The following is a 23,731-nucleotide window of genomic DNA, read 5'->3' as shown; positions in this document are numbered from 1 at the left end:
GCTACTGGACGTCGCCAGCGCCTTCCCACTTGCGCAGCCTGGCCTCTTCGGCGGCGTAGGCGGCCTCGACGCATTTGCGGGTCGAACACCGCATCCGCGCCTGTTCGCCGGCCTCGGCGATCCTCCTGGTCTCGCCCAGGGTGTCGCGGGTCTCGGCGTTGGCGACCAGGGCGCTGACGCGACGCTCCTGCTTGCCCCAGTCGCCCGGCGAGAAGTGGTAGGGCGGCTCCACGGCCGGGGCCGCAGCCGCGGCGGGCGTGGCGGCGGCTGCAACGTCGGCGGGCGGCGTCGTCGCGGCCTGGGGGTCAGCCGCAGGCGCGGCCGGAGCTGGCGCTGCGGCGGCCGAAGCTGGGGCGGGCGCAGCGGGCGCGGCAGCTTGCTTGGGCGAACAGGCCACGGCGCTCAGCGCCAGGGCTGAAACCATCATCCAGACCGATACGCGCATGCGACCCTCCCTGGCTTTGATCCGCAGGATCAGCCGCCAGCGCTTGCGGTCAAGCTTTCTCTGGCGCGGGAGGGCGGCGGCGTGGGCGCGGTCGCAGCCTCTTCGATCAGCCATTCGCGGAAGGCCTTCAGCCCGCGCTTCGGCGGCTGGCCGGGCAGGACGAGGTGGAAGCGCGCCGGCGTGGCGGTGAAGCCGAAGGGCGCCGCCAGCCGCCCCGCGGCGATGTCGTTGGCGACGTAGATCCAGGGCGAGATACCGACGCCCAGGCCGGCGACCGCGGCCTCCTGCAGATAGAACATGTGCTCGTATTCGCGGCTCTCCGGCTCCGGTGGGATCGGGATGCCGGAATGCGCCGACCATTCGGCCCAGGCCTGCCGGTGCGAGCGCGTGTAGAGGCGCGGCGTGTGGGCGAGGTCGAGGCCGCCGACGGCCAGCTCCGGCGCGACGATCGGCCCATGGAAGTTGTCCAGGAAGGGCGTCGCGGTCAGGCCCTCGCCGGCGACGGTCTCGGCCAGGCGGATGGCGGCGTCGAAGGGCTCACGGGTGAAATCCACCGGCCCATAGGCCTCGGTCACCCGGATCGACAGGTCCGGATGGCGGGCGTGGAAGCCGGGCAGGCGCGGGATCAGCCACTTCATCGCGAGCGTGCCGACGCAGGAGACGTGCAGTTCGCGGTCGGCGGCGGCGCGCACCTCACGGAACAACTGCTCCAGCTCGTCGAAGGTGCGGCCGAGCGAGCAGGCCATGCGCTCGCCGGCGTCGGTGAGTTTCAGGGCGTTGCGCGGGCCCTGGGTCAGTTTCACGCCGCAGAGCGCCTCCAGGCCACGCACCTGGCGGCTCACCGCCCCGTGGGTGACGCAGAGTTCGTCGGCCGCCAGGCTCATCTTGCCGAGCCGGGCGAAGGCCTCAAAGGCGCGAAGCGCCGTCAGCGGCAGTTGGCTGCGCTTGGCCATGGATGCCTCGCTTCTTTGTGAGCTGACCTCAAGTATCAGGGCGGCCGCCGGCGCCCGCAAACGACATCTCGGCGCCTCGTTCGTGAGTTCAGATCACATATACCAGCCGCTTGGCGGCCAGCCTAGAAGGGCGCGGTGACCTGCAGGCCCTTGCCGCCGACCTTCACACTCTGGTCCGGCAACCACTCCGACTTGGGCTCGCCGGGCGGGATGACAGGGTCGTTGGCGGAGGCGGCCTTGTCGGCGGCCTTCTGGGCGGCGCCGGGCTTGGCGAAGATGGCGCTGGCCAGGGTGCGGGTCGATCGCTGCTCGGCCGGCGTCACTGTCGGCCCCCGCGTTGCGGAGAGGTCGGAGGTCACCGGCGGCTTGACCGTCAGCGCCGAGTCCTGACCCGGCGCACGGTTGGTGTCATAGGCGTCCTTGGCCGCGGGCGAGGGCGGGTCCGCGAGCGCCGCGCCCGCGGTAACGGCGAGCAGGATCGCGGCGAGGGCCGGTGTGAGCGCCTTGTAAGACCTGGTCTGCGTCATGGCAGCGGAACCCCCTGGGAGCGGCTTGGTTGCGCAAGCTTCAACGTAGTCCCGCGCACGGCCGTCCGCCAGGGGGCGCCACGGCTCAGGTGGCGGTTCTGCGCACGGAATCACCCATCACGCGAAAGACGCCGTCCGCCCGCGCGCAGATCTGGCCGTCGGCGGTGACGAACGCCTGGGCGAAGGTGAGCGTGCGGCCAGGCTTCACGAACACCGTGTCGAACTCCAGCCACTGGCCCTCGAAGGCCGAGGCCAGGAAGTCGACGCCCATGCTGACGGTGAGCAGGCCGCCGATCTGGCCCAACCGGCGCGCACAGGACAGGCCCATGGCGTTGTCGCAGAGCGCGGCGATCAGCCCGCCGTGGGCGAAGCCACGGCTGTTGGTGTGGGCCTGGCCGATCTTCAGGCCCAGCACTACGGCGCCGTCGGTCTTGCGGGCATAGAGCGGCTCCCAGGGATCGGTGAGCGGGCTCTTCCGGTCATGCCGCTCGAAGCCCAGCGGCGGGGCGTAGGTCTCGGTCTGCATGGCTGCCCCCTCACGCCGCGGCCGCGAGCTGGGCGAGGCTTTGCAGCGTGCCCACGCAGGCCCGCGCCGCCTCCTGGCCCTTCACCCGGAAGTGGCCATGGAAGAACCGCTGGTGGATGTCGTGCTCGTGGAAATGATGCGGGGTGAGCACCACCGAGAAGATCGGCGTCTCGGTGGCCAGCTGCACCTGCATCAGGGCCTGCACCACCGTCTGGGCGACGAACTCGTGGCGGTAAATCCCGCCGTCCACCACGAAGGCCGCGCCGACGATGGCGGCGTAGCGGCCGCTGCGGGCCAGGGTCTGGGCGTGCAGCGGGATCTCGAAGGCGCCGGGCGTCTCGAAATGGTCGACGGTCTCGGGGCCGAAGCCGAGGGCCGCCATCTCCTCAAGGAAGCCCACATGGGCCTGCTCGACGATCTCGCGATGCCAGAGCGCGTGGACGAAGGCGATGCGCGCGGCGCGGAAGGCGCCGTTGGCGGTGGGCAGCTCCAGCGCGGGCGCCGGGGCGGTCTGGGTCTTTGCAGCTTGGGTCATGGTCATCTCCCTGACGGGTTCGAGGAACCACGACTCAGGGAGACGCCGTCGGCGCGCGGGCGTCGGCCAGGGCCGGGCGCACTCTCCGTCAGCGGTTCTCATAACCGGACTCTAACCGTCGGCCCCGGGATCGCACCGGTGTCTGCTTGTCCCTGAAGCCGTCGCCGGCCCCAGGCGCCCGCGGGCTCGTCCCCCCGAAGCGCCGCAAGACGCAAAGGAGGGCATTACCGCCGGTGGGGACTTTCACCCCGCCCTGAGAACGTAGATCGCCGGGTCGTTCGGCGACGAAGCGAGGTTAGCGCCGTGGCGGGAAGAGTCAAACGCTTGTTTGAATTTACGCCCGCTTGTTGAGCGTGATGGCGGTGGCCGCGGCGGGGCGGGACTGGATGCCGGTCGAGCCATAGCTGACGCCGCGATGGCGCTGGCTGGCGACCTCCTCGGCGATGGCGCGGACCAGGCCTTCGGTGACGGTCTTGGCGGCGCCAACCGCCCGGGCCTGGCGGGCCAGCACGGCGTCGAAGGCCTCGCTGGACCGGCGCAGGCGCTTGCGCAGCTCAGCCGGGGCGCCGGAGATCAGCGCCGGATTGGCCCGCACCCGGGTGGATTCGTGCCGGTAGAGGTTGGCCAGGCGTCCAGTCTCCTCGACGAACCGCACGGCGTCCTGCGGCCGGCGGGACTCGAAGGCCTTGGCCTGATCGGCGACCAGTTCGGTCAGCCGGTCGGTCAGCAGGATCAGTTGTTCGACGCGTTCGGCGGCGATCTCGGGCGTGACGCTCATCAGTGCAGTCCCTGCATCTTCAGCATTTCCTTCTGGACCGAGGCGGCCAGGCCGACGCCGCCGGCGGCGACCATCTTGTTGGCCATGGCCTCGGCCAGGAACGACTTGAACATCTGGCCGCCCTGGCCGCCGCTGAAGGCCGGATCGGTGCTGTCGTCCTCGGTCTCGAACATCTGGCCGATCATCGCCGAGAGGAACGAGGCCTCGAACTTCTGGGCGGTCTTGTGGATCTCGCCGCGCTTGGCGAGTTCGGCGGCGCTGGGGGCGGTGGCCGTGGACGCGGCGGGCGTCAGCAGGCTGGCCGGGACGGCGGCGGCGGTCAGGTCGGTCATCACTGAACCTCGATGTCGGCTTGCAGAGCGCCGGCGCTCTTGATGCTTTGCAGGATGGAGATCATGTCGCGCGGCGTGACGCCGAGGGCGTTCAGGCCCGCGGCCAGGGAGGCCAGCGAGGCGCCTTCCTTGAGGATCACGAACTTCTTGCCCTTCTCCTCGTCCACCGAGACGTCGCTCTTGGGCACGACGACGGTGGTGCCTTGCGACAACGGATTGGGCTGGCTGACCTGGGAGCTTTCGCGGACCGTGATGGTCAGGTTGCCCTGCTGGATCGCCACGGTGGAGATGCGCACGTTCTCGCCCATGACGATGACGCCGGCGACCTCGTCGATCACCACCTTGGCCGGCGCGTCGGGCTGGACGGTGAGGTTCTCAACCTGGCCCACGAAGCTGACCATGTCCTGGCCGTTCACCGGGTGGATGGAGACAACCCCGGGGTTGTCCATCTGGGCCGCGCCCGGGAAGCGCGCGTTGATCACGTCGGCGACGCGCTGGGCGGTGGTGAAGTCCGGGTTGCGCAGAGTCAGGCGCAGCTTCTGCATGTTGGCGAGCTGGAAGCCGGTGTCCTTTTCCACGAGGCCGCCGCCGGCGATGCGTCCGGCGGTGGGCACGCCCTTGGAGATCGAGGAGCCGGACGCGCCCTGGGCGCTGATCGCACCGGTCTGCACCGTGCCCTGGGCGGCGGCGTAGACATCGCCGCTTACCGACACCAGCGGCGTCATCAAGAGCGTGCCGCCCAACAGGCTCTTGGCGTCGCCGGCCGAGGACACGGTGACGTCGATTCGCTCGCCCGGGGTGGCGAAGGCCGGCAGGTTGGCCGTCACCATCACCCAGGCGATGTTCTTGGTGTTGAGCTGCAGGTCCGCGGCGCGGGTGTTGATGCCCAGGCGCTCGAGGAAGGACTCCATGCTCTGCTTGGTCATGGCGTTGTTGCGCAGGGCGTCGCCGGTGCCGTTCAGGCCGACCACGACGCCATAGCCGATGAGCTGGTTGTCGCGGACGCTTTCGAAGGTGACGATGTCCTTGATCCGCGACTTGGCGGACGCGGCGCCGGCGCTGAGCGCCAGGCCGGCGGCCAGGAGGAGGACAGAGACGGCGCGGCAGGTTGAACGCATGGAACCCCGGATGAAGCAGCTTCGCGCCAGCTCCATGCGATCCGCGTGCCAGTTGCGCGCGGCCTGAAACATCAGGGAAAACAGAGGAGAGCGGCAGGCTGACGCGGCTGCGGCGGATTCCTCGCGGCAGTTTTTGCCCGGCATTAACCATGCCGCAAGCGTTGCGGCCGACAACAGGGTAAGACTCGCCATCGCCCTCAGGATTGAACGCCAGCATGAAGGTCACCGGCCCAAGCGGGATCGGATCGTCCTCGGGAGCCAGCCCGGCGCGCACCGGCGGGGGCGGCGAGGGATTCCGCATCGCCACGCCCGAGACCGCCGGCGCCACCAGCCAGGTCGGCTCCACGGGCGCCACGCGGGGCGTGATGGGCGTCGAAGCCCTCCTGGCCCTGCAGGATGTCGGCGGGCCGCTGGAGCGCAAGCGCCGCGCCGTGCGCCGCGCCGGCCGCATCCTCGACGTCCTGGACGACATCAAGATTGGAATGCTGGAAGGCGAACTCTCCGCCGGCGATCTCGACCGTCTGCGCCGCGCCATCCGCGACGAGCGCGAACTGACCGACGACCCGCATCTGGAAGCGGTGCTGGACGACATCGAACTGCGCGCAGCTGTCGAGATGGCCAAGCTCGAACGGTCGGATCGTGCGGCCTAAAAGCACGCGCTCCAGAGGGCCCGTTGAAACCACTGTTTTGTTTGCTATAAGCGCCGCGCGTGTCTCGGGCAGTGCAGGGGGCTCGGAGTGTCTATGAAGGTGTCCGCCGCGTTGGTTGAAAGGCCGGACTACCGTCCTTCCGAGGACGAAGAGTTCATGAACGAGCGTCAGCTTGAGTATTTCAGGCAGAAGCTCATCGACTGGAAAGAGGACATCCTCCGCGAATCTGGAGAGACCCTCAAACATCTACAGAGCGAGACTGAGAACCATCCCGACCTGGCGGACCGCGCCTCGTCGGAGACCGACCGCTCTCTTGAACTGCGCACCCGTGACCGGCAACGCAAGCTGATCTCCAAGATCGACGAGGCCCTGCGCCGGATCGAAGATGGCAGCTACGGCTATTGCGAGGAGACCGGCGAGCCGATCGGCGTCGCCCGCCTCGACGCCCGCCCGATCGCCACGCTCAGCCTGGAGGCCCAGGAGCGCCACGAGCGCCGCGAGCGCGTCCACCGCGACGATTGAGTTGGGTTCGGAACCGCGTTTTTGCCATTCCGCAATCTCGCGCCTATATATGCTCAAAATGAGCATTTCTCTCCGACGGCAAATCGGCCCTAGGTGAGGGGTCGAAACCGGCGGAGCGGTTCTGTGAGCCACCCCTTCCACGCCCTGCACACCCACGGCTTCGTCCGTGTCGCCGCCTGCACGCCGGCGGTGGCCGTGGGCGACCCCGGCTTCAACGCCGCTGAGACCCTGGTCCTGGCCCGCGAGGGCGACGCCCGCGGCTGCGACCTGATGCTATTCCCGGAGCTGGGGCTGTCGGCCTACGCCATCGACGACCTCCTGCTGCAGGACGCCCTGCTGGCGCGGGTCGAGGCCGAGATCGCGGGCCTGGTGGCGGCCAGCCGCGAGCTTTCGCCCGTGCTGATCGTAGGCGCGCCGGTACAGCATTCGGGGACGCTCTACAACTGCGCCGTGGTGATCGCGCGCGGCCGGATTCTCGGAGTCACGCCGAAAAGTTTCCTGCCCAACTATCGGGAATTCTACGAGAATCGCTGGTTCGCGCCGGGCGCTGGAATCTCCGGGCTGACGGTCCGCCTGGCCGGGCAGGACGCGCCCTTCGGGACCGACCTGGTGTTCGAGGCCGCCGACCTGGCCGGCTTCAGCTTCGCCGCCGAGATCTGCGAGGATTTTTGGGCGCCCGCGCCGCCGTCGACCCGCGCGGCCCTGGCCGGGGCGCTGATCCTCTGCAACCTGTCGGCGTCGAACATCGTGGTCGGCAAGGCCGATGACCGCGAGCTGCTCTGCGCCTCGCAGTCCATGCGCTGCCAGGCCGCCTACCTCTATTCCGCCGCCGGGCCGGGCGAGAGCACCACGGACCTGGCCTGGGACGGGCAGGCGACCATCCACGAGCTCGGCCGGCTGATGGCCAAGACCGAGCGCTTTCCGCAGCACGCCCAGATGGCCATCGCCGACATCGACGTCGACCGTCTGCGCCTGGAGCGGCTGCGCACGCCGACCTTCAACAACGCCGCCGTCGCCGCGGGCCGGCCGGAAGCCGCGTTCCGCAAGGTGCGCTTCGACCATCAGCCGACCTTCGAGGACATCGGCCTTCTGCGGCCACTGGACCGCTTCCCCTTCGTGCCGCACGACCCGGCGCGGCTGGACCAGGACTGCTACGAGGCCTTCAACATCCAGGTCCAGGGGCTGATCCAGCGCCTGCGCTCCACCAAGGCCGAGCATCTGGTGATCGGGATTTCGGGGGGGCTCGATTCCACCCACGCCCTGCTGGTCGCCTGCCGCGCCTTCGACGTCATGGGCAAGCCCCGCGCCGACATCCTGGGCTTCACCATGCCCGGCTTCGCCACCAGCGAGGGGACCAAGTCCAACGCCTGGGCCCTGATGAACGCGCTCGGCGTCACGGGCCAGGAGATCGACATCAAGCCGGCCGCCCGCCAGATGCTGGCCGACATGGACCACCCCTTCGCCAGGGGCGAGCCGGTCTATGACATCACCTTCGAGAACGTGCAGGCGGGCCTGCGCACCGACTATCTGTTCCGCCTGGCCAACCGCCATGGCGGTTTCGTGCTGGGCACGGGCGACCTCTCGGAGCTGGCCCTGGGCTGGTGCACCTATGGCGTCGGCGACCAGATGAGCCACTACAACGTCAACGGCTCGCTGGCGAAGACCCTGATCCAGTATCTGATCCGCTGGGTGGTGAAGTCGGGCCTGCTGGAGGAGACCGTCACCAAGACCCTGATGGCCATCCTCGACACCGAGATCTCGCCGGAGCTGGTGCCCGCCGACGTCTCGGGCGCGATCCAGTCGACGGAGGCCAAGGTCGGCCCCTACGAGCTGCAGGACTTCAGCCTCTACCATATCACCCGCTATGGCCTGCGGCCGTCGAAGGTGGCCTTCCTGGCCTGGCACGCCTGGCGCGACGCCAAGGCCGGCGCCTGGCCGCCCAACTTCCCCGAGGACGCGCACCACCAGTACGGCCTGGGCGACATCAAGGCCTGGCTGAAGGTCTTCCTGTTCCGCTTCTTCGAGATCAGCCAGTTCAAGCGCTCGGCCATGCCCAATGGGCCGAAGGTGATCTCGGGCGGCGCGCTCTCGCCGCGCGGCGACTGGCGCGCGCCGTCGGACGGCACGGCTAGGGTGTGGCTGGAGGAGCTGGAGGCGAACGTGCCCTAGTAGGGCGTCCCGTCCTTGTGGGTGAAGCGGCCGTCGGCGGCGGCGCTGATCATGTCGATATCGGAACATGTGGTCAGGTCGTCGGGCGAGCGGGATCCGACCTCCAGATAGACCGCCGTCGCCCGCGAGCGGTTGATCATGTGGTGGCCGTTCCCCGAGGCCTTCGGGAAGGCCGCGCAGTCGCCTGCGCGCAGCACCGTCTCGCCGCCGTCCTCGATCAGCACCAGTTCGCCCTCGAGCACATAGACGAGCTCGTCCTCATGGCTGTGCCAATGGCGCTGGCTCGACCAATTACCGGGCGGCAGGCGCATCAGGTTGACGCCGAAGTCCTTCAGGCCGCCGGCGTCGCCCAGCCGCTGGCGGATGCGATCGGCGCTGAGGGCGGCGAAGGGCGGCGGGTAGCCCACGCCCTGGCGTTCCGGGACGGCGGCGATGTCGATCTTGGGCATGGGCTCCTCCCGCTCTCAGGTGATCGCCGTCAGCATCGGCAGCTTGCCGGCCTTCGGGCCCGCCAGCAGCGAGGGCACCACGTTCTCGATACGGTCGACCACGTTCCAGGCGCCCATGAAGCTGGGCGGCGTCAGCTTGGCGTCCACGGTGTGCTGGAAGAGGCCGAACAGCGGCTGCCAGAAGTCGTCGGGATTGTAGAACACCACCGGCCGGGCGTGCAGGTCGAGGCGGCGCCAAGACAGGAGCTCCACGACCTCTTCCAGGGTGCCGATGCCGCCTGGCAGGATCACGAAGCCGTCGGATTCCTCGAAGAACTTCTGTTTCCGCTCGTGCATGGAGCGGACGATGATGTGCTCGACGCTTTCCAGCGCGCGCTCCTTGCCCACCAGGAAGTCGGGGATGATCCCCAGCACCTGGCCGCCGGCCTCGTGCGCCCCGCGCGCGCAGGCGCCCATCAGCCCCACGCCGCCGCCGCCGTAGACCAGGCGCAGCTTGGCCGCCGCGAGCGCATGGCCGAGGTCGCGCGCCGCCGCCAGCCAGGCGGGCTTGGCCGCATCGGAGGAGCCGCAGAACACGCAGACGGACTTCAGGCTGTCGGGCGAGACGCCCATCAATGGATACTCCCCATCAATCGATACTCTGGGAGGATTCGCGCATTGTCGGCGCGCGGCGAAAGCCCGATTAGCTAGGCCCTGGACCCAGGAGTTTCAACCGAGCCGTGGTTTCCGCCAGATCGACCTTCCTTTGGCTCTGCGCCGCTCTCGCCGTGGCCGGCTGCAACGGCAAGCCGCCGACCGCTGGAGCCGCCAGCGGCGGGGAGAGCGCCGGCGACAGCGCGCAGGAGAGCGACCTCGCGCCGCCCCGGGTCGAGCTGGTGCAGGGCGGGATCGGCGGCGTGACCCTGCTGGGCAGCGCCCCGGCAGGCGGAGAGGTCCGTCTGGCGCAACCGACCGGCCAGGCGCTGCTGGCGTCGGTGGACACCCAGGGCCGCTGGGCGATCGCCGTGCCGCCCGCCAACGAGCCGCGGATCTTCGGCCTTTCGGTCGCCGTCCGCGGCCGCCGCGCCCAGGCCGAGGGCTATGTGCTGGTGACGCCGACGGGGCAGGCGGCCCTGCTGCGCGCCGGGACCAGCGCGGTGCGCCTCGATTCCCTTCCGCAGCCTGGCCTGCGCGCCGTCGATTTCGACCGTGGCGGCGGCATGGAGGTCTCCGCCGTCGTTCCCGCCGGAGCCACGGTGGTCGTGCGCCTGGACGGACACCAGGCGGCCGAGGGGCGGGCGGACGCGGCGGGCCGCTATCGGGTGAGCCTGGGCGGCTCCACGGGCGTCAAGCCCGGCCTGCATCAGGTGCAGCTGTACGGCGACGGCTTCACCGACCAGGTCGCGGTGCAGATCTCCCCGGCGCAGCCTCTTGCGCAGGGGCCCCTGCATAGCCAGCTCACCCCTGTCGGCCTGCGGGTCGACTGGATGACGCCCGGCGGGGGCGTCCAGTCCACCCTTCTCGTCCACTGACGGAGCCTTTTCGCTGGCCTTCGCCCATCCCGGAATGACCGGCCGTTTCGGCGGCGCGCCCGCGCCGGCCGGGGTCAAGTTCAGCTTCTGGCGGTCGATGGCCGATCTCGGGCGGCTGGTGCTGCGCTCCGGCGCGCCGTTCTTACGGCTGCGGATCGCCGCGGCGCTGGGCCTGGTGATCGTCGGCAAGTTCGCCGGCGTCTGGGCGCCGGTGGTGCTGGGCGATGCGGTGAGCGGCCTCAAGGGGCCGCTGCAGAGCGGCGTCCACAGCCTGCCCATGGCCTTCGTGACGGGCGCGGTCGCCTATTCCGCCCTGACCCTGTTCTCGTCCTGGATCCCCTATGTCCGCGACGCCATCTTCACCCGCGTCTCCCAGGCGACCATGGCCAAGGCGGCGGTGGAGACCTTCCAGCACGCGCTCTTGCTGTCGCTCGACTTCCACCAGAGCAAGCAGATGGGCGCCCTGTCGCGGATCATCGACCGCGGCTCGCGATCCACCGACTTCCTGATCCGCAGCGTGGTGTTCAACATCGGCCCCACGGCCATCGAGCTCGTCATGGCGATGGCGGTGCTGGAGGCGCGGCTGGGCTGGCGTTTCGCGCTCACCACCTTCGTCACCATCGTCATCTACACCGTCGTCACCTTCCGGATCACCGACTGGCGGCTCGGCCATCGGCGCGAGTGGGCCGAGGCCGACTCCAAGGTGGCCGGCCTCTCGGTCGACGCCCTGATCAACTACGAGACGGTGAAGACCTTCGGCTCGGAGGACCGGGTGGTCGCCGACTACAGCCGCGCCATGGACCGCTACATCGACGTCAGCGTGCGGGCCAACACCTCGCTCAACATGCTGAACGGCGCCCAGTCGCTGATCCTCAACCTGGGGCAGGCGGCGATGACGGTGATGGCCGGCGCCGCGGTGGCCGGGGGCGCCCTGCGGATCGGCGACATCACCATGGCGATCCTCTTGCTGCGCGGCCTCTACCAGCCGCTCGGCATGCTGGGCTTCAACTACCGCGAGATCCGCCAGGCCTTCATCGACATGGAGCAGATGGTGGAGCTGCGGGCCGTGGCGCCCGACATCCGCGACGCCGAGGACGCCCAGGATCTGCCGCCGGCCAGCGGCAAGGGCGCGGCCCTGGCCTTCGACGAGGTGGGCTTCCAGCACGACGCCCGCTCAGTGGGCCTGCGCGACGTGAGCTTCGCCGCCGCGCCGGGTACGACCACGGCCCTGGTCGGGCCTTCAGGCTCGGGCAAGACCACGGCGGTGCGCCTGGCGCTGCGGCTGCTGGACCCGCAGGCCGGCCGGGTGCTGATCGACGGCCTCGACATGCGCCAGGTGAAGCAGGCGGCGCTGCGCCAGGCCGTCGCCCTGGTGCCGCAGGACGTGGCCCTGTTCAACGACACCCTCTACGCCAACATCGCCTTCGCCCGGCCGGGCGCGGGGCCGGAGGAGGTGCGCGCCGCCGCCGAGGCCGCCGAGCTCGGCCCCTTCATCGACAGCCTGCCAAACGGCATGTCGACCCTGGTGGGCGAGCGGGGCCTGAAGCTCTCCGGCGGCGAGCGCCAGCGGGTGGGCATCGCCCGCGCCCTGTTGGCCGATCCGCGCTTGCTGATCCTCGACGAGGCCACCAGCGCGCTGGACGGCCCTACCGAGGCGGCGATCCAGGAGACCCTGCGCCGGGTAAAGGCCGGCCGCACCACCCTGGTCATCGCCCACCGGCTCTCCACCATCGTCGACGCCGACCAGATCCTGGTCCTGCGGCGTGGCCGCATCGTCGAGCGGGGCACGCACGCGGAGCTGCTGGACAAGCGCGGGGAATACGCCGCGCTCTGGAAGCGGCAGACGCGGGAGACCTAGTCCGGCCCGAGGGCCCAGGCGCGCGCGTCAAGCGGTCGTCGGAAATCGCGCGCCGCTTTTTGTGCATCGATGACTCTTTACGCAGATCGGCTCCCATCTCGCGCGGCATCGCCCATATCTCGTGCGTCGCCAGCGCTCGGTGCTGCGGCGCCGACCTCGGCTCATGAGAAGCTGAACTTGCATAGGACTGAAACCATGAAGACCCGGATGATCGCTTCCCTCGGTTGCGCCATGGCCCTTGCCGGCGCCCTTTCGGCCCATGCCGCCGGTCAGAGCGAGGCGGATGCGGCGCGCGACATCGAGCGGCAGCCGGTCCAAGTCGTCGTCAAGGCCCATGACCTCGATCTCACCAGCCAGGACGGGTCGGCCACGATGCTGCAACGCCTCAGCCGCGCCGCCCAGGAGGCCTGCGGCGCGTCGAGCTTCAGCGTGCCGGACTACCGCTGGGCGGTGAAGCGCTCGGACTGCTATCGCGGCAGCATGTCCCGGGCCGTCGCCGATCTTGGCGCGCCGGCCGTGACGCGCCTCTACGAAGAGCATCCGGTGTTGGCGTCCAACTGACGCCAGTGCGAGGTCTCAGCGGGCGGGGATAGTCTTTCCCATCCGCGTCAGCGGCACGGGCGCGCCGCCGCGGGCGTCGAGGATGTCTTCGATCGGCGTGAAGCCGTAGCTCTCGTAGAGCGGGCGGCCCGACATCGTCGCCATCAGCTCCAGGCGGCGGAAGCCCTCGGCGCGGGCGGCGTCTTCGCAGAGGGCCAGGATCAGGCGGCCGACGCCGCGGCGGGCGAAGTCAGGGTGGGTGTACATCGCCCGGACCCGGGCGGCGTCCTCGGCCGGATCCAGGAGTTCGGGATCGCGTCCGGGCGTGTGGTCGCCGCCGTAGAGGGTGGCCCTTCGGCTCCAGCCGCCGCAGCCGGCGATGCGGCCGCCGTCCTCGACCACGAAGTAGGTCCGATCCGCCACCAGCTGGCGGTCCAGGCCCATGATGGTGCGGCTGGCGGCGATCTGCTCGGGACTGAGGAAGCCCCTCTGCAGCTCGCCGATGGCGGCGGCCATAACCGCCTCCAGGGCGGGCAGGTCGTCCGGGCCCGCCAGGCGGGAAGTGAGCCCCGCCACGCGCCTATTCCGCCGCGCGGGGGACTTCGTAGGGCTTCACCGGCGCAGGCTGCGCCGGCGCGCCGCGGGCGAAGCGCCAGAGCCCGCCAAACCGCTGTGACATCACCTTGGGCGCGGCGAGCAGCACGGGGGTCAGCACAAGGGTCAGCAAGGTCGCGAAGGAGAGGCCCCAGACCACCGCGCCAGAAAGCTGCACCCACCACTCCGACCCCGGCGCCTTCAGCTCGATATGGCCGGTGTGGAAGTTCGGGTGGATCTGGAACATCAGCGGCAACAGGCCCACCACCGTCACCAGGGTGGTCAGCATCACCGGGCGGAAGCGCTGGGCGGCCGCGCGCGTAGCCGCCTCGTCGGCCGGATAGCCCTGGCGGCGCAGCTGATAGAAGGTGTCCACCAGCACGATGTTGTGGCCCACGACGACGCCGGCCAGCGAAACCACGCCCGTGCCCACCAGGATCACCGAGATGTAGTCGAAGGTGTGCAGCAGGTTCACCTGGATGCCCAAGAGGACGCCAACGATGGACAGGGCCACCGCCGAGAGCGTCACCAGCACCCCGTAGAAGCTGTTGAACTGCCAGAGCAGGATCACCCCCATCAGGAACAGCGAGACGCACATGGCCACCACGAAGAAGTTGGTGGCGTTCTGGCCTTCCTCATCGGCGCCCACGAACTTGACGTGCACCTCGGGATCGATGGCGGCCTTGGCGATCCAGGGCTTCAGCTGGGCGATCTTCTGGTTGGCGGCGACGCCCTTCAGGGTGTTGGCCTGGATCAGCACCAGCCGCTGGCTTTCCCGCCGCTGGATTTGGGTGACCTGCTGGGCCGGCGCGCGCTTGACGAAATAGCTGGCCGGCACCGGGCCGGACGGCGTGGTGATCTTCAGCTGGTCGAAGGCCGCCACGGTGCGCGCGTCGCCGGGGAAGCGGAGGCGGATATCGAGCTCGTCCTGGGCGTCGTCGGGGCGGAAACGGCCCACCAGCACACCCTCGGTCATGAACTCGATGGCCTGGCCCACCGACAGCACGTCGACGCCATAGCGGCCGGCGGCCACCCGGTCGACGGTCATGTTGTACTGAATGCCCGGCGAGGTGCGGTTGTCCTCCAGGTCGATGAGCTGCGGGTCGGAGGCCAGCTTGGCCTTCACCAGGTCCGCGGCCTTGTCGAGCACTGCGGGGTCGTGGCTGGAGAGCTGGACCTGGATGGCCTTGCCGATCGGCACGCCGCTTTCCGGCTCGCGCACCTCGACCTTCATGCCGGGAAGGTCGGTCACGCGGGCGCGGATGGCGTCGGAGACGTCCTTGCCGCGCAGGCCGCTCTCCTTGCGGTCCTCGTACTTCTGGAACTCCACCTCGATGCGGCCGATGGTGTCGTTCGGCGCCGACCCCGGGCCGCCGTTGGAGACGATGCCGCCCGAGCGGACGTACATGGAATCGATGCCCTTGATCCCGACCAACCGGCTTTCAACCTGGCGCATCAGGAGGTCCTGCGCCTCGGGCGAGAGGTTGCCGCGCGCCTTGACGTAGACCGTCACGGAATCGGGGTCCTGGTCGAGGAAGAACTCGGTGCGGTGCGGCGTCATGACGAACCAGCCGCCGATGAGGACGATGATGACGAAAGTGCCCGCCAGCGTCCGCAAGGGGTGGCCGCCCAGGTAGGCGACGGTGCGGGCGTACCCGCCCATGAAACCCGCCATCTCGCGCGGGTCGCCGTGCTCGGACTTCTCGATCTCGGCCAGGTGCTCGGCGTCCATCGACGAGGCGCGGCCGAACATCGAGCCGATGGCCGGGGTGAAGATCAGCGCCACGAAGATCGACGCGCCCAGGACGAAGAACAGGGTGAGCGGCAAGAAGCTCATCATCTTGCCGGGGATCGAGTTCCAGAACATGAACGGCAGGAAGGCGCACAGCGTCGTAAGGGTGCCGTTGATCACCGGCCAGAACATCCGCTTGCCGGCGGCGGCGAAGGCCTCGGTCTTGCTTAGGCCCTCGGCCATCTTCCGGTCGGCGTACTCCACCACCACGATGCCGCCGTCCACCAGGATGCCCACGGCCAGCACCATGCCGAACATCACCATCTGGTTGAGGGTGACGCCCATCATGTTGATCATCATCAGCGCGATCAGGAAGCAGATCGGGATCGCCAGGCCCACGATGATCCCCTGGCGGATGCCGAGGCTGGCCACCACGATCATCATGACCAGCAGGCTCGCCATCAGGATGCCGCTCTCCAGGATGTTGAGGGTGCGGGCGATGAAGTCGGAATTGTCGTAGGTGAAGTCGACCTTGACGGTGGACGGCCAGCGCCTCTGCTCCTCGGCCACCACGCGCCGGACGGTCTTGACGGTCTCCAGCAGGTTCGCGCCGTTGCGCTTGGTGACGTCCAGCGCCACCGCCGGCTGGCCGTTGAAGCGGGTGATGAAGTCCGGCTCCTTGAAGGTGCGCCGCACGTTGCCGATGTCGCCGATGGTGATGATCCGGTCGCCGTTCTTCTTGATCGGCAGGGCCAGGATGTCGGCAGGGTTCTGCACCACACCGGGCACCTTCATGGCGAACATGCCCGCGCCCGAGCGCAGGTCGCCGGCCGGCACCAGCTGGTTGTTGCGGGCGATGACGCTGGAGAGATCGGTGGCGGTGACGTTGTAGGCCTCCATCCGCAGGGGATCGATCGTCACGTCCAAAAGCTCGTCGCGCGCCCCGCTCTCGAAGGCCTCCTGGATGCCCGGCGAGGCCTCCAGCCGCTCCTTCAGGTCCTTGGAGATCCGCGCCAGCTCGCGCTCCGGCGCCTCGCCGTGCAGCACCACGCCGATGATCGGCTGATCGGAATAGCTCTGTTCCTCGATGATCGGCTGCTCGGCGTCGGGTGGGAAGCGGCCGCGGGCCAGCTCCACCTTGGCGCGCACATCGGCCAGCGCGCGGTCCTTGGAGAAGTTGGGCTCGAACTCCAGGGTGACGATCGCCTCGCTCTCGCGGGCCACGGCGTTCATGTGCTTGACGCCCTGGATGGTCTGCAGCTGCACCTCCAGCGGCTTGACCAGCAGGCGCTCGGAATCCTCCGGGCTGACGCCGGGGAACGGCACGACCACGTAGATGTAGGGCAGGTTGATGTCGGGGTTGGCCTCGCGGGGCATGGAGAAGTAGGCGAAGAGACCGAACAGGCACGCCACCAGAGTGACGCCCATCACCACCTTCTTGCGCTTGATAGCTCCGTCGATCAGGGCGCCGATCATCGCGTTCCTCCGGTGTCGCGGGCGCTAGCGCGCCTGGGCGACACGAACCTTCTGGCCGTCGGCGACATAGGACTGGCCGACGGTGATCAACTGCACAGGGCCCTTGAGGCCGGTCACCCAGACGCCGTCGCGGGTCTCCTCCAGGATGCCGATCGGAGCGAAGGCCACCCGGCCGTCGGCCTGGACGTAGCGCACGCCCTGGCGGCCGGCGGCGTCCAGCACCAGGGCCGAGACCGGGACCAGGTGCGCCGGGCCGGACCCCGCGCCCACATGCAGCTCCGCCGACAGGCCGGACCGGATGTCCAGCTTCGGATTGGGCGCGGTCACCTCCAGATGATAGGTGCGGGTCTGCGGGTCGGCGTCGCGGGAGATGTAGCGGATGCGGCCGTTGATCTCCTGACCGGACACCAGGCGGGCGTGGGCGAGGGCGCCCAGCTTGACGCTGGCGGCCTGGGTCTCCGGCACGTCGCCGACGATCAGCAGGGGATCGATCTCGATCACCGTCCCGCAGGGCTGGCCGGGGCTGAGGTACGTCCCGACCTCAGCGTCGCGATGGTCGAAGACGCCGGTGAAGGGCGCCTTGATGTCCACCTGGGCCAGCGCGATCTCGGCCTGGCGCACCGCGGCGCTGGCGGCGTCGAGGTTGGCCTGGCTCTGCAGCACCTGGGTGGGCGAGCGGAAGCCCTTCTTGGCCAGTTCGTCGTTCTGCTGCTGGGTGAGTTGGGCCGACTTAGCGGCGGCCTTGGCCTGGTCCAGCGCCGCCTGGCGCGCATCCACCGCGAGGCGGCACAACACCTGGCCCTGCTTCACATAGGTGCCCTGGAGCACCGGCGCGGCGGCGACCACGCCGGCCGTCTCGGAGCGGAGCACCACCGTACGGGTCGCCTGTGTCCGTCCACGGACGACCACGTCATAGGTGCGCACAACCTCCGGCGTCATCTGGGCCTGGACGGTGGGCGGGCCAGCGACGGGGGCGGTGGTCTTGGCGTGGGCCGTACTGGGGCTCGCGACGCCGAGCAGGGTGCGCACGATGAAGTAGAGCGCCACCACGCCGGCGACGGCGATGACGAACACATATTGCGACTTCATGCGCATCCGGTTGACCGGGCCCCCAATGTTTCCCCTTCGCGAATCAGCGTCGCTGTTGCGCGTTCCCTCTCATCCTAGAGGTTTTGGGCGCATGTGATGCCACCGTTACGCGAGTTCGAAGCTGAAATCGCCGTGAGTTTGGCGCCACGCCGTTTATGAGTGGTTCGCAGGGTTCTATTGCAGCACGGGAATGCGGAGCACGCCGCGTGACCTCGTGTCGCGCGGGCTTTGGACGTAGGGGACGACGCGCGTGAAATATCTGCACACCATGGTCCGGGTGACCGACCTGGAGGCCTCGCTGGACTTCTATTGCGACAAGCTCGGGCTGGTCGAGGCCTCGCGCAGCGACAATCCCGGCGGCCGTTTCACCCTGGTCTTCCTCTGCGCGCCCGGCGACGAGGCGGCGGCGAAGGCGGCCAAGGCGCCGATGGTCGAGCTGACCTTCAACTGGGATCCGGAAGCCTATGAGGGCGGCCGCAACTTCGGCCACCTGGCCTATGCGGTGGACGACATCTACGCGACCTGCCAGCGGCTGAAGGACAAGGGCGTGACCATCAACCGGCCGCCGCGCGATGGGCGGATGGCCTTTGTCCGCTCGCCGGACAATATCTCCATCGAGCTCCTACAGGCGGGTCCGGCGCTGGACCCGGCCGAACCCTGGGCCTCCATGCCCAACGTCGGGGTCTGGTAGGGTTCAAGCGGCGGCCTTGAGTCGTCTTCCGGAGGCCCGAGATGGGCGAAATCCCGCAGGTGGGCGAGCCCGCGCCATTCTTCGCCGCCGCCACCGACGGCGTCGAGCGCTACAGCCTGGACGTGGTGGCCGGCCGCTGGATCGTCTTGATGTTCTTCGGCACCGCGGGCCAGCAGGCGCCGGCCGACGGCCTGGCGCTCGCCATCCAGCGCCGGGAGCTGTTCAACGGGACCGATGCGGCCCTGTTCGCCGTCAGCATCGATCCGAACGACCGGGCCCAGCGCGGCCTCGTCAATTCCGACCCCGGCATCCGCTTCTTCTGGGACTTCGACCTGGCGGTGACCCGGCTCTACGGCGCCGCCGACGAGGCCAACTTGCAGCCCTGCCTGTTCCTTATCGACCCGGCCTTCCGCATCGCCATGAGCGCGCCGATCGAGGCGACGGGCCTGGTGCTCGACCGGCTCGAGAAGGAACTGCGCGAGGCGCCGGGCCAGGAGGCGCAACTCGCCCCGGTGCTGACCCTGCCGCGGATCTTCGAGCCGGAGTTCTGCCAGGCGCTGATCGCCTACTACCACGCAGGCGGGGCTACGGAATCCGGCTTCGCCAAGGACGTCGATGGCCGGACGGTGCAGCGGATCGACACCTTCCTGAAGCGGCGCAGCGACGTCTTCATCGAGGACGAGACGGTGATCGCGGCGATCCGCGACCGGCTGGAAAAGCGGCTGTTTCCGATGATCCGCCGCGGCCTGGGCTGGCAGCCGCAGCACATCGAGCGCTACCTGGTCAGCCGCTATGGCGACGAGCAGCTGGGCTTCTTCTCCCGACACCGCGACGACGTCACCGCCGGCACGGCGCATCGCCGGTTCGCGGTCTCGCTGAACCTCAACGACGGCTACGAGGGCGGCGAGCTGGTGTTCCCGGAGTTCGGGATGCGCACCTATCGGCCGCCGCCGGGCGGGGCGACGGTCTTCAGCTGCAACATGCTGCACGAGGCGACGCCGGTGACCAAGGGCGAGCGCTTCGTCTTCGTGCCCTTCCTTTACGACGAGGAGGGCGCGCGCATCCGCCAGCGCAACCTCGGCAAGGTCGCCCCCGACCTGCGCGGCAACCGCCAGCAGCGCCGAGCCAAGCGCGACCGCTAAGGCGCGCGGCGGATCATCGAAAGCAGGGAGGGGCGCTTGGCGTCACGTAAGGGATCGAGCGTCGGGGCGACGGCCGCCGGGATCGGCATGGCGGTGGGGCTTTGCGGCCTGGGCGCCCTGTCGATGATCTACCAGGACTACGCCCTGCAGTGGGAGCCGGTCCCGGCGTCCTGGCCGCAGCACGCGGCGATGGGCGCGCTCTCCGGCCTGATCCTGCTGGGCGGCGGGGTGATGATGGCCATGACCCGCTACCGGGCGCTCGGCGCAGGCGTGGCGGGCGCGTTCATCGGCCTGTGGGTCCTGGGCCTGCACCTGCCGAAGGTGGTCGCCCGGCCATCGGACCTGACAGAGTGGCTGGCGTTGGCGGAATGCTCGGCCATGGCGCTGGGCGGCTTCCTGCTGCGGCGCGAGGCGTTGAGCGGCCCAGGGCGGCTCTCCGATATCGAGGTGCGGCTGTTCGGCCTCTGCTGCCTGGTGTTCGGCCTGTCGCACTTCGCCTATGCGAAGTTCACCGCCGCCATGGTTCCTGCCTGGCTGCCGGCGCGGCTCGATCTCGCCTACCTGACGGGGGCGATCCATGCGCTCGCCGGCCTGGCGCTGATCGCAGGCTTCCAGCGGCGCTGGGCGGCGGCCGTCGAGGCCCTGATGATGACCTCCTTCGTCGTGCTGGTGCACCTGCCGCGGGTGGCGGCCCACCGCGGCGACCGCACCGAGCTCACGCTGCTGTTCGTGGCGGTGGTGCTCAGCGCCTCGGCCTGGATCGTGGCGACCTCGCGCACCGCCGCGCGTCGCTGACGGCGGCGAGGGCGCCCTTCCACCTCAACTCCGCGGGCTTCGATCGGGTGATGTTCTCCGATCAGTGTTGCACATGAGAATGACTTGCAATCGCAGGGGGTTGAGTCTTACTGCGGACGCCACGTCGTTCGTTGTGGAGCTTTCATGTCCGTCTCGCGTCTGCGTTCTGCTCACCGCTTCCTGGCGCTTTGCGCCGCCTCCGGCCTCGCCCTGGCCCATGCCGCCCGGGCGGCGGACGACGCGGGCGCGCCGGCGGTCAGCGAAGTGGTGGTGCGCGGGCAGCAGGCGGACGATCGGGCCGACAGCGCCCTGAAGACCGCGACCCCGCTGGTCGAGACCCCGCAGTCGATCAGCGTCGTCGACGGCCAGGAGCTGGACCTGCGGGTGGTCCAGAACCTCAACGAGGCGCTGCGCTACACCGCCGGCGTCGGCCCCGACACGCGCGGCAACACCGCCGGCCGCTACGACCAGCAGACCTTGCGCGGCTTCGTCCCGGACCAGTACCTGGATGGCCTGCGGGTGATCGGCTCGGTGAACGGCTACGCCGTGCCGCAGCTCGACCTGGGCTTCCTCGACCGCATCGAGGTGGTGAAGGGCCCGGCCTCGGTGCTCTACGGCCAGGCGAGCCCGGGCGGCCTGGTGGCGCTCTCCAGCAAATTGCCCACCCTCGACAACTTCGGCGAAGTCGCGATCTCCGGCGGCAGCTATGGAACGGCGCGTGCGACCTTCGACCTGGGCGGCAAGCTGGACGAGGAGGGGACCTTCAGCTTCCGCCTGGACGGCACGGGCTACCGCTCGGACACCGAGACCTCGCATGCCCTGGCCGAACGCTATGGAGTGAGCCCGGCGCTTACATGGCGGCCGGACGACAAGACCAGCTGGACCTTGCTCTACGTCTACCAACACGACCCGAAGGGCGGCGACTACGGAGCCATGCCGATCCAGGGCTCGCTGCTGCCCAACCCCAACGGCCAGATCCCGCGCGACTTCTACGATGGCGAGCCCGGTGCGGAGCGTTTCGACCGCACCCAGAATGCGGTGACCTCGCTGTTCCGCCGCGACCTGGGCGTCAGCGACTGGGTGTTTCGCCAGAACCTGCGGTTCATGCGCACCGAGACCAGCTACCTCAGCGTCTATCACGACGGATTCACCCCGCCGGACCTGACGACCATCGACCGCTTCGTGGCCCTGGCCAACGAGGCGGTGGACGCCTTCACCGTCGACAATTCCGTCGCCGGGACCCTCCACACCGGGCCGGTGACCCACACCATCGTCGCGGGCCTGGACTACCAGCATACGGGCCAGGAGGAGGCGGCCGGTTTCGGCGGCTCAGCCCCGCCGCTCGACGTCTTCGCGCCGGTCTATGGCGGGACGGTCACGCCGCCGGCCGTCAGCTTCAGCGTCCGCCTGAACCTGCAGCAGACAGGGCTCTACGCCCAGGACCAGCTGGCGCTGGGCGGCTGGCGGCTGGTGCTGAGCGGCCGCGAGGACTGGGTGGACGCCTCGCAATTCGACCGGCTGGCCAAGACCACCAGCGCCTTCGACGAGCACAAGTTCACCGGCCGCGCCGGGCTGCTCTACCTCTTCCCGAACGGCGTCGCGCCCTACGTCTCCTATACGACCTCGTTCCAGCCGCAGACCTCCACCGACAAGAACGGCGACATCCTGCCGCCCACCGAGGGCGCGCAGACCGAGGCCGGTGTGAAGTACCAACCCAAGGTCTGGAACACGCTGCTGACCGCCGCGGTCTACGATCTGCGCGAGACCAATGTGGCCACCCAGGACCCCAGCGCGCCCTTCGGGTTCGGCTCGATCGCGGCCGGCGAGATCCGCTCGCAGGGGGTGGAGCTGGAGGCCTCGGCGCAGCCCCGCCAGGGCGTCACGCTGAAGGCCAGCTACACCTACATCGACAACCTGGTGGTGAAGGACAATTCCGGCCTGCAGGGCGCGCGGCCCTATGGCGTGCCGCAGGCGACCGCCAACGCCTTCGGTTTCTACACCGTGCAGAACGGCCCGCTGGTGGGGCTCGGCATCGGCGGCGGGGTGCGCTACCTCGGCCGCAGCTTCAACGGCGTGGCGGGCGGCCCGGCGGCGGGGACCCTGACCATTCCCGACACGACCCTGGTGGACCTGCTCGCCAGCTACGACCTGGCGCGGCTCAATCCGTCGCTGCACGGCCTGACCTTCAACCTCGACGCCACCAACCTGTTCGACCGGCGCTACGTCTCGTCCTGCTATTCGACCATCTGGTGCTGGTACGGGTCGGGCCGCGACGTGCAGGCCAGCCTGCGCTACCGCTGGTGAGCCCGACCGCGGCCCTGATCGCCGCCTGGGGGCTGACCGTAGCGGGCGTCGTCCTGCTGCGGACGGCCTGGCGGGCGCGGGCGGGCGGCTGGCGCATGGCTGCGGGCTGGCTCGCGCTCGCGGCGGGCGTGGTCGCCTGGCGCGGGACCGGCGTCGCCTGGGACAAGGCGGTCGCCTTCGGGCTGTTGGCGCCCTTGCCGCCGGCGCTGGTTCTCGTGGCGGCCTCCGCCAGGCTGCCAGGGCGCTGGCGGCGCGCCGGGCCTGAGCCCCGCACGGCGATCGAACCGGCGTCCAACGCCGACCGGCTGTGGCGCGGAGTCGGGCGGACCCTGCTGGCCGGGCCCCTGGCGCTGGCGGCCGCGGCGGGCCTTTGCAGCGCCCTGGCCGTGAAGGCGCCCTGGCAGGAGGCCGACCGCTTCATCCTGGCGCTCTTCCTCCTGCCGCTGGCCTGGGCGGCCGGCGCGATCTGGGCGACGACCGACGCGCGGCTGGCGCGGGTCGCCGCGGGCTTGGGGGGCCTGGCGCTGGCCGGCTTCGGAGCCGCCGCCCTGTGACGCCGCGCCCGCCGATCTGGCCGAAGGTCCCGCCGCGGTTCACGGCCGCCGTGCTGGCCAGCCACTCCGTGATCGCGCTGGCGCTCAGCGCCCTGATCTACCTCGTCTGCCTGACTGGGACGGTGAGCGTCCTGGTGGATGAACTGAAGCTTGTCGAACAGCCATCGCCGGCCGCCGCGGCCCCGCGGCCAGGCGCGCTCAACCGCGCGATCGCTGAGGTGGCCGCCAAAGCCGTGCCGGGCTCGACGATCTATGCCCTCGCGCCGGTGACGCCGCGCCAGCGGCTGTCCGTCAGCACCAACGGTCCCGGCGGCGAGCAGGCCTTCGTCGCCGACGCCGATGGCAGGGTCTTCCCCCTGCGCGCCCCCTTCACCGACTTCGTCACTGAGCTGCACATGACGCTGACCGCTCCGGCGCGTTGGGGCTCACTGATCGTGGGCC

25 protein-coding genes are annotated in these 23,731 nt (G+C 69.7%); 12 read left to right on the top strand and 13 right to left on the bottom strand.

Translation table 11 applies throughout. The features are described 5' to 3' along the window. Window position 1: 1 nt before the first annotated feature. From E8A49_RS16595 to E8A49_RS16560, 8 genes are all read right to left on the bottom strand, one after another. The gene (locus E8A49_RS16595) at window positions 2-445 is read right to left on the bottom strand and encodes a hypothetical protein (RefSeq protein WP_293383868.1); all 444 of its coding nucleotides are present in this window, start codon (window positions 443-445) and stop codon (window positions 2-4) included. A gap of 29 nt (window positions 446-474) precedes the next feature. Further along, the gene (locus E8A49_RS16590) at window positions 475-1,398 is read right to left on the bottom strand and encodes a LysR substrate-binding domain-containing protein (protein ID WP_293383865.1); all 924 of its coding nucleotides are present in this window, start codon (window positions 1,396-1,398) and stop codon (window positions 475-477) included. A gap of 122 nt (window positions 1,399-1,520) precedes the next feature. After that, on the bottom strand, window positions 1,521-1,925 hold the full coding sequence (locus E8A49_RS16585; RefSeq protein WP_293383862.1) for a hypothetical protein: 405 nt from the start codon (window positions 1,923-1,925) through the stop codon (window positions 1,521-1,523). Between the two features lie 85 nt (window positions 1,926-2,010). Next, complete coding sequence (locus tag E8A49_RS16580; protein WP_293383859.1) at window positions 2,011-2,451, bottom strand: PaaI family thioesterase; 441 nt, start codon at window positions 2,449-2,451, stop codon at window positions 2,011-2,013. 10 nt (window positions 2,452-2,461) lie between these two features. Next, window positions 2,462-2,986 carry a 6,7-dimethyl-8-ribityllumazine synthase gene (locus E8A49_RS16575; protein WP_293383856.1) on the bottom strand — a complete coding sequence of 175 codons (525 nt, stop codon included), beginning with the start codon at window positions 2,984-2,986 and terminating at the stop codon, window positions 2,462-2,464. 334 nt (window positions 2,987-3,320) lie between these two features. Further along, window positions 3,321-3,764, bottom strand: coding sequence for a flagellar basal body protein (locus E8A49_RS16570; RefSeq protein WP_293383853.1), 444 nt, complete (start codon window positions 3,762-3,764; stop codon window positions 3,321-3,323). Further along, window positions 3,764-4,096 (bottom strand): rod-binding protein, encoded by a 333-nt coding sequence (locus E8A49_RS16565; protein ID WP_293383850.1) that lies wholly within the window; start codon window positions 4,094-4,096, stop codon window positions 3,764-3,766. Before E8A49_RS16565 ends, E8A49_RS16570 begins: the two co-directional genes overlap by 1 nt. Continuing rightward, entirely contained in the window at window positions 4,096-5,214 is a 1,119-nt protein-coding gene (locus E8A49_RS16560; RefSeq protein WP_293383847.1) for a flagellar basal body P-ring protein FlgI, read from the bottom strand. The genes E8A49_RS16565 and E8A49_RS16560 overlap by 1 nt, the downstream gene beginning before the upstream one ends. Before the next feature lie 215 nt (window positions 5,215-5,429). On the opposite strand from E8A49_RS16560, the gene E8A49_RS16555 reads away from it, so the two are divergent. The 3 genes from E8A49_RS16555 to E8A49_RS16545 all read left to right on the top strand — a co-directional run bounded on the left by E8A49_RS16555 (window position 5,430) and on the right by E8A49_RS16545 (window position 8,555). Next, a complete protein-coding gene (locus E8A49_RS16555) occupies window positions 5,430-5,864 on the top strand; it encodes a flagellar assembly protein FliX (protein ID WP_293383844.1) in 435 nt (144 codons plus the stop codon). A gap of 93 nt (window positions 5,865-5,957) precedes the next feature. After that, complete coding sequence (dksA, locus tag E8A49_RS16550) at window positions 5,958-6,386, top strand: RNA polymerase-binding protein DksA (RefSeq protein ID WP_293383841.1); 429 nt, start codon at window positions 5,958-5,960, stop codon at window positions 6,384-6,386. A 123-nt stretch (window positions 6,387-6,509) separates the two neighbouring features. After that, on the top strand, window positions 6,510-8,555 hold the full coding sequence (locus E8A49_RS16545) for an NAD(+) synthase (RefSeq protein WP_293383838.1): 2,046 nt from the start codon (window positions 6,510-6,512) through the stop codon (window positions 8,553-8,555). Here the strand turns inward: E8A49_RS16545 and E8A49_RS16540 are convergent. Next, on the bottom strand, window positions 8,552-9,004 hold the full coding sequence (locus E8A49_RS16540) for a cupin domain-containing protein (RefSeq protein ID WP_293383835.1): 453 nt from the start codon (window positions 9,002-9,004) through the stop codon (window positions 8,552-8,554). The two genes, E8A49_RS16545 and E8A49_RS16540, sit on opposite strands and share 4 nt — an antisense overlap. Window positions 9,005-9,019: 15 nt before the next feature. Continuing rightward, on the bottom strand, window positions 9,020-9,616 hold the full coding sequence (locus E8A49_RS16535; protein WP_293383832.1) for a TIGR00730 family Rossman fold protein: 597 nt from the start codon (window positions 9,614-9,616) through the stop codon (window positions 9,020-9,022). A 107-nt stretch (window positions 9,617-9,723) separates the two neighbouring features. On the opposite strand from E8A49_RS16535, the gene E8A49_RS16530 reads away from it, so the two are divergent. The 3 genes from E8A49_RS16530 to E8A49_RS16520 all read left to right on the top strand — a co-directional run bounded on the left by E8A49_RS16530 (window position 9,724) and on the right by E8A49_RS16520 (window position 12,934). Further along, window positions 9,724-10,515 (top strand): hypothetical protein, encoded by a 792-nt coding sequence (locus E8A49_RS16530; RefSeq protein WP_293383829.1) that lies wholly within the window; start codon window positions 9,724-9,726, stop codon window positions 10,513-10,515. A 34-nt stretch (window positions 10,516-10,549) separates the two neighbouring features. Further along, window positions 10,550-12,373, top strand: coding sequence for an ABC transporter ATP-binding protein/permease (locus tag E8A49_RS16525; protein WP_293383826.1), 1,824 nt, complete (start codon window positions 10,550-10,552; stop codon window positions 12,371-12,373). A gap of 207 nt (window positions 12,374-12,580) precedes the next feature. After that, a complete protein-coding gene (locus tag E8A49_RS16520; RefSeq protein WP_293383823.1) occupies window positions 12,581-12,934 on the top strand; it encodes a UrcA family protein in 354 nt (117 codons plus the stop codon). A gap of 15 nt (window positions 12,935-12,949) precedes the next feature. Here E8A49_RS16520 and E8A49_RS16515 read toward each other — a convergent pair whose 3' ends face one another. From E8A49_RS16515 to E8A49_RS16505, 3 genes are all read right to left on the bottom strand, one after another. Then, window positions 12,950-13,429, bottom strand: coding sequence for a GNAT family N-acetyltransferase (locus E8A49_RS16515; RefSeq protein WP_293383963.1), 480 nt, complete (start codon window positions 13,427-13,429; stop codon window positions 12,950-12,952). A gap of 64 nt (window positions 13,430-13,493) precedes the next feature. After that, entirely contained in the window at window positions 13,494-16,715 is a 3,222-nt protein-coding gene (locus tag E8A49_RS16510) for an efflux RND transporter permease subunit (RefSeq protein ID WP_293383820.1), read from the bottom strand. Window positions 16,716-16,739: 24 nt separating this feature from the next. Then, window positions 16,740-17,804: an efflux RND transporter periplasmic adaptor subunit gene (locus E8A49_RS16505; protein ID WP_293383816.1), complete on the bottom strand. Its 1,065-nt coding sequence runs from the start codon at window positions 17,802-17,804 to the stop codon at window positions 16,740-16,742. 250 nt (window positions 17,805-18,054) lie between these two features. Between E8A49_RS16505 and E8A49_RS16500 the strand changes: the two genes are divergently transcribed. From E8A49_RS16500 to E8A49_RS16475, 6 genes are all read left to right on the top strand, one after another. Beyond that, the gene (locus E8A49_RS16500) at window positions 18,055-18,495 is read left to right on the top strand and encodes a VOC family protein (protein ID WP_293383813.1); all 441 of its coding nucleotides are present in this window, start codon (window positions 18,055-18,057) and stop codon (window positions 18,493-18,495) included. A gap of 41 nt (window positions 18,496-18,536) precedes the next feature. Beyond that, window positions 18,537-19,637, top strand: coding sequence for a redoxin domain-containing protein (locus E8A49_RS16495; RefSeq protein ID WP_293383810.1), 1,101 nt, complete (start codon window positions 18,537-18,539; stop codon window positions 19,635-19,637). 36 nt (window positions 19,638-19,673) lie between these two features. After that, window positions 19,674-20,432 carry a DoxX family membrane protein gene (locus tag E8A49_RS16490; protein ID WP_293383807.1) on the top strand — a complete coding sequence of 253 codons (759 nt, stop codon included), beginning with the start codon at window positions 19,674-19,676 and terminating at the stop codon, window positions 20,430-20,432. Between the two features lie 144 nt (window positions 20,433-20,576). Further along, complete coding sequence (locus E8A49_RS16485) at window positions 20,577-22,736, top strand: TonB-dependent siderophore receptor (RefSeq protein ID WP_293383804.1); 2,160 nt, start codon at window positions 20,577-20,579, stop codon at window positions 22,734-22,736. Then, window positions 22,733-23,290 carry a hypothetical protein gene (locus tag E8A49_RS16480; RefSeq protein WP_293383801.1) on the top strand — a complete coding sequence of 186 codons (558 nt, stop codon included), beginning with the start codon at window positions 22,733-22,735 and terminating at the stop codon, window positions 23,288-23,290. The genes E8A49_RS16485 and E8A49_RS16480 overlap by 4 nt, the downstream gene beginning before the upstream one ends. After that, window positions 23,287-23,731: PepSY-associated TM helix domain-containing protein (locus E8A49_RS16475; RefSeq protein ID WP_293383798.1), on the top strand; the 445-nt coding region annotated here is incomplete at its 3' end. The genes E8A49_RS16480 and E8A49_RS16475, both read left to right, overlap by 4 nt.

Source organism: Phenylobacterium sp. (assembly GCF_004799515.1).
In the GTDB taxonomy this organism is placed as follows: domain Bacteria; phylum Pseudomonadota; class Alphaproteobacteria; order Caulobacterales; family Caulobacteraceae; genus Phenylobacterium.
This window is presented reverse-complemented; position numbering and strand designations above follow the sequence as displayed.

Bases quoted from the DNA above. Each gene is read 5' to 3' on its own strand.
- E8A49_RS16510 (WP_293383820.1), bottom strand. From the start codon at position 16,715: ATGATCGGCGCCCTGATCGACGGAGCTATCAAGCGCAAGAAGGTGGTG.
- E8A49_RS16575 (WP_293383856.1), bottom strand. From the start codon at position 2,986: ATGACCCAAGCTGCAAAGACCCAGACCGCCCCGGCGCCCGCGCTGGAG.
- E8A49_RS16535 (WP_293383832.1), bottom strand. From the start codon at position 9,616: ATGGGCGTCTCGCCCGACAGCCTGAAGTCCGTCTGCGTGTTCTGCGGC.
- E8A49_RS16520 (WP_293383823.1), top strand. From the start codon at position 12,581: ATGATCGCTTCCCTCGGTTGCGCCATGGCCCTTGCCGGCGCCCTTTCG.
- E8A49_RS16505 (WP_293383816.1), bottom strand. From the start codon at position 17,804: ATGAAGTCGCAATATGTGTTCGTCATCGCCGTCGCCGGCGTGGTGGCG.
- E8A49_RS16580 (WP_293383859.1), bottom strand. From the start codon at position 2,451: ATGCAGACCGAGACCTACGCCCCGCCGCTGGGCTTCGAGCGGCATGAC.
- dksA (WP_293383841.1), top strand. From the start codon at position 5,958: ATGAAGGTGTCCGCCGCGTTGGTTGAAAGGCCGGACTACCGTCCTTCC.
- E8A49_RS16565 (WP_293383850.1), bottom strand. From the start codon at position 4,096: ATGACCGACCTGACCGCCGCCGCCGTCCCGGCCAGCCTGCTGACGCCC.
- E8A49_RS16540 (WP_293383835.1), bottom strand. From the start codon at position 9,004: ATGCCCAAGATCGACATCGCCGCCGTCCCGGAACGCCAGGGCGTGGGC.
- E8A49_RS16555 (WP_293383844.1), top strand. From the start codon at position 5,430: ATGAAGGTCACCGGCCCAAGCGGGATCGGATCGTCCTCGGGAGCCAGC.
- E8A49_RS16485 (WP_293383804.1), top strand. From the start codon at position 20,577: ATGTCCGTCTCGCGTCTGCGTTCTGCTCACCGCTTCCTGGCGCTTTGC.
- E8A49_RS16560 (WP_293383847.1), bottom strand. From the start codon at position 5,214: ATGCGTTCAACCTGCCGCGCCGTCTCTGTCCTCCTCCTGGCCGCCGGC.
- E8A49_RS16525 (WP_293383826.1), top strand. From the start codon at position 10,550: ATGACCGGCCGTTTCGGCGGCGCGCCCGCGCCGGCCGGGGTCAAGTTC.
- E8A49_RS16570 (WP_293383853.1), bottom strand. From the start codon at position 3,764: ATGAGCGTCACGCCCGAGATCGCCGCCGAACGCGTCGAACAACTGATC.
- E8A49_RS16585 (WP_293383862.1), bottom strand. From the start codon at position 1,925: ATGACGCAGACCAGGTCTTACAAGGCGCTCACACCGGCCCTCGCCGCG.
- E8A49_RS16495 (WP_293383810.1), top strand. From the start codon at position 18,537: ATGGGCGAAATCCCGCAGGTGGGCGAGCCCGCGCCATTCTTCGCCGCC.
- E8A49_RS16590 (WP_293383865.1), bottom strand. From the start codon at position 1,398: ATGGCCAAGCGCAGCCAACTGCCGCTGACGGCGCTTCGCGCCTTTGAG.
- E8A49_RS16595 (WP_293383868.1), bottom strand. From the start codon at position 445: ATGCGCGTATCGGTCTGGATGATGGTTTCAGCCCTGGCGCTGAGCGCC.
- E8A49_RS16515 (WP_293383963.1), bottom strand. From the start codon at position 13,429: ATGGCCGCCGCCATCGGCGAGCTGCAGAGGGGCTTCCTCAGTCCCGAG.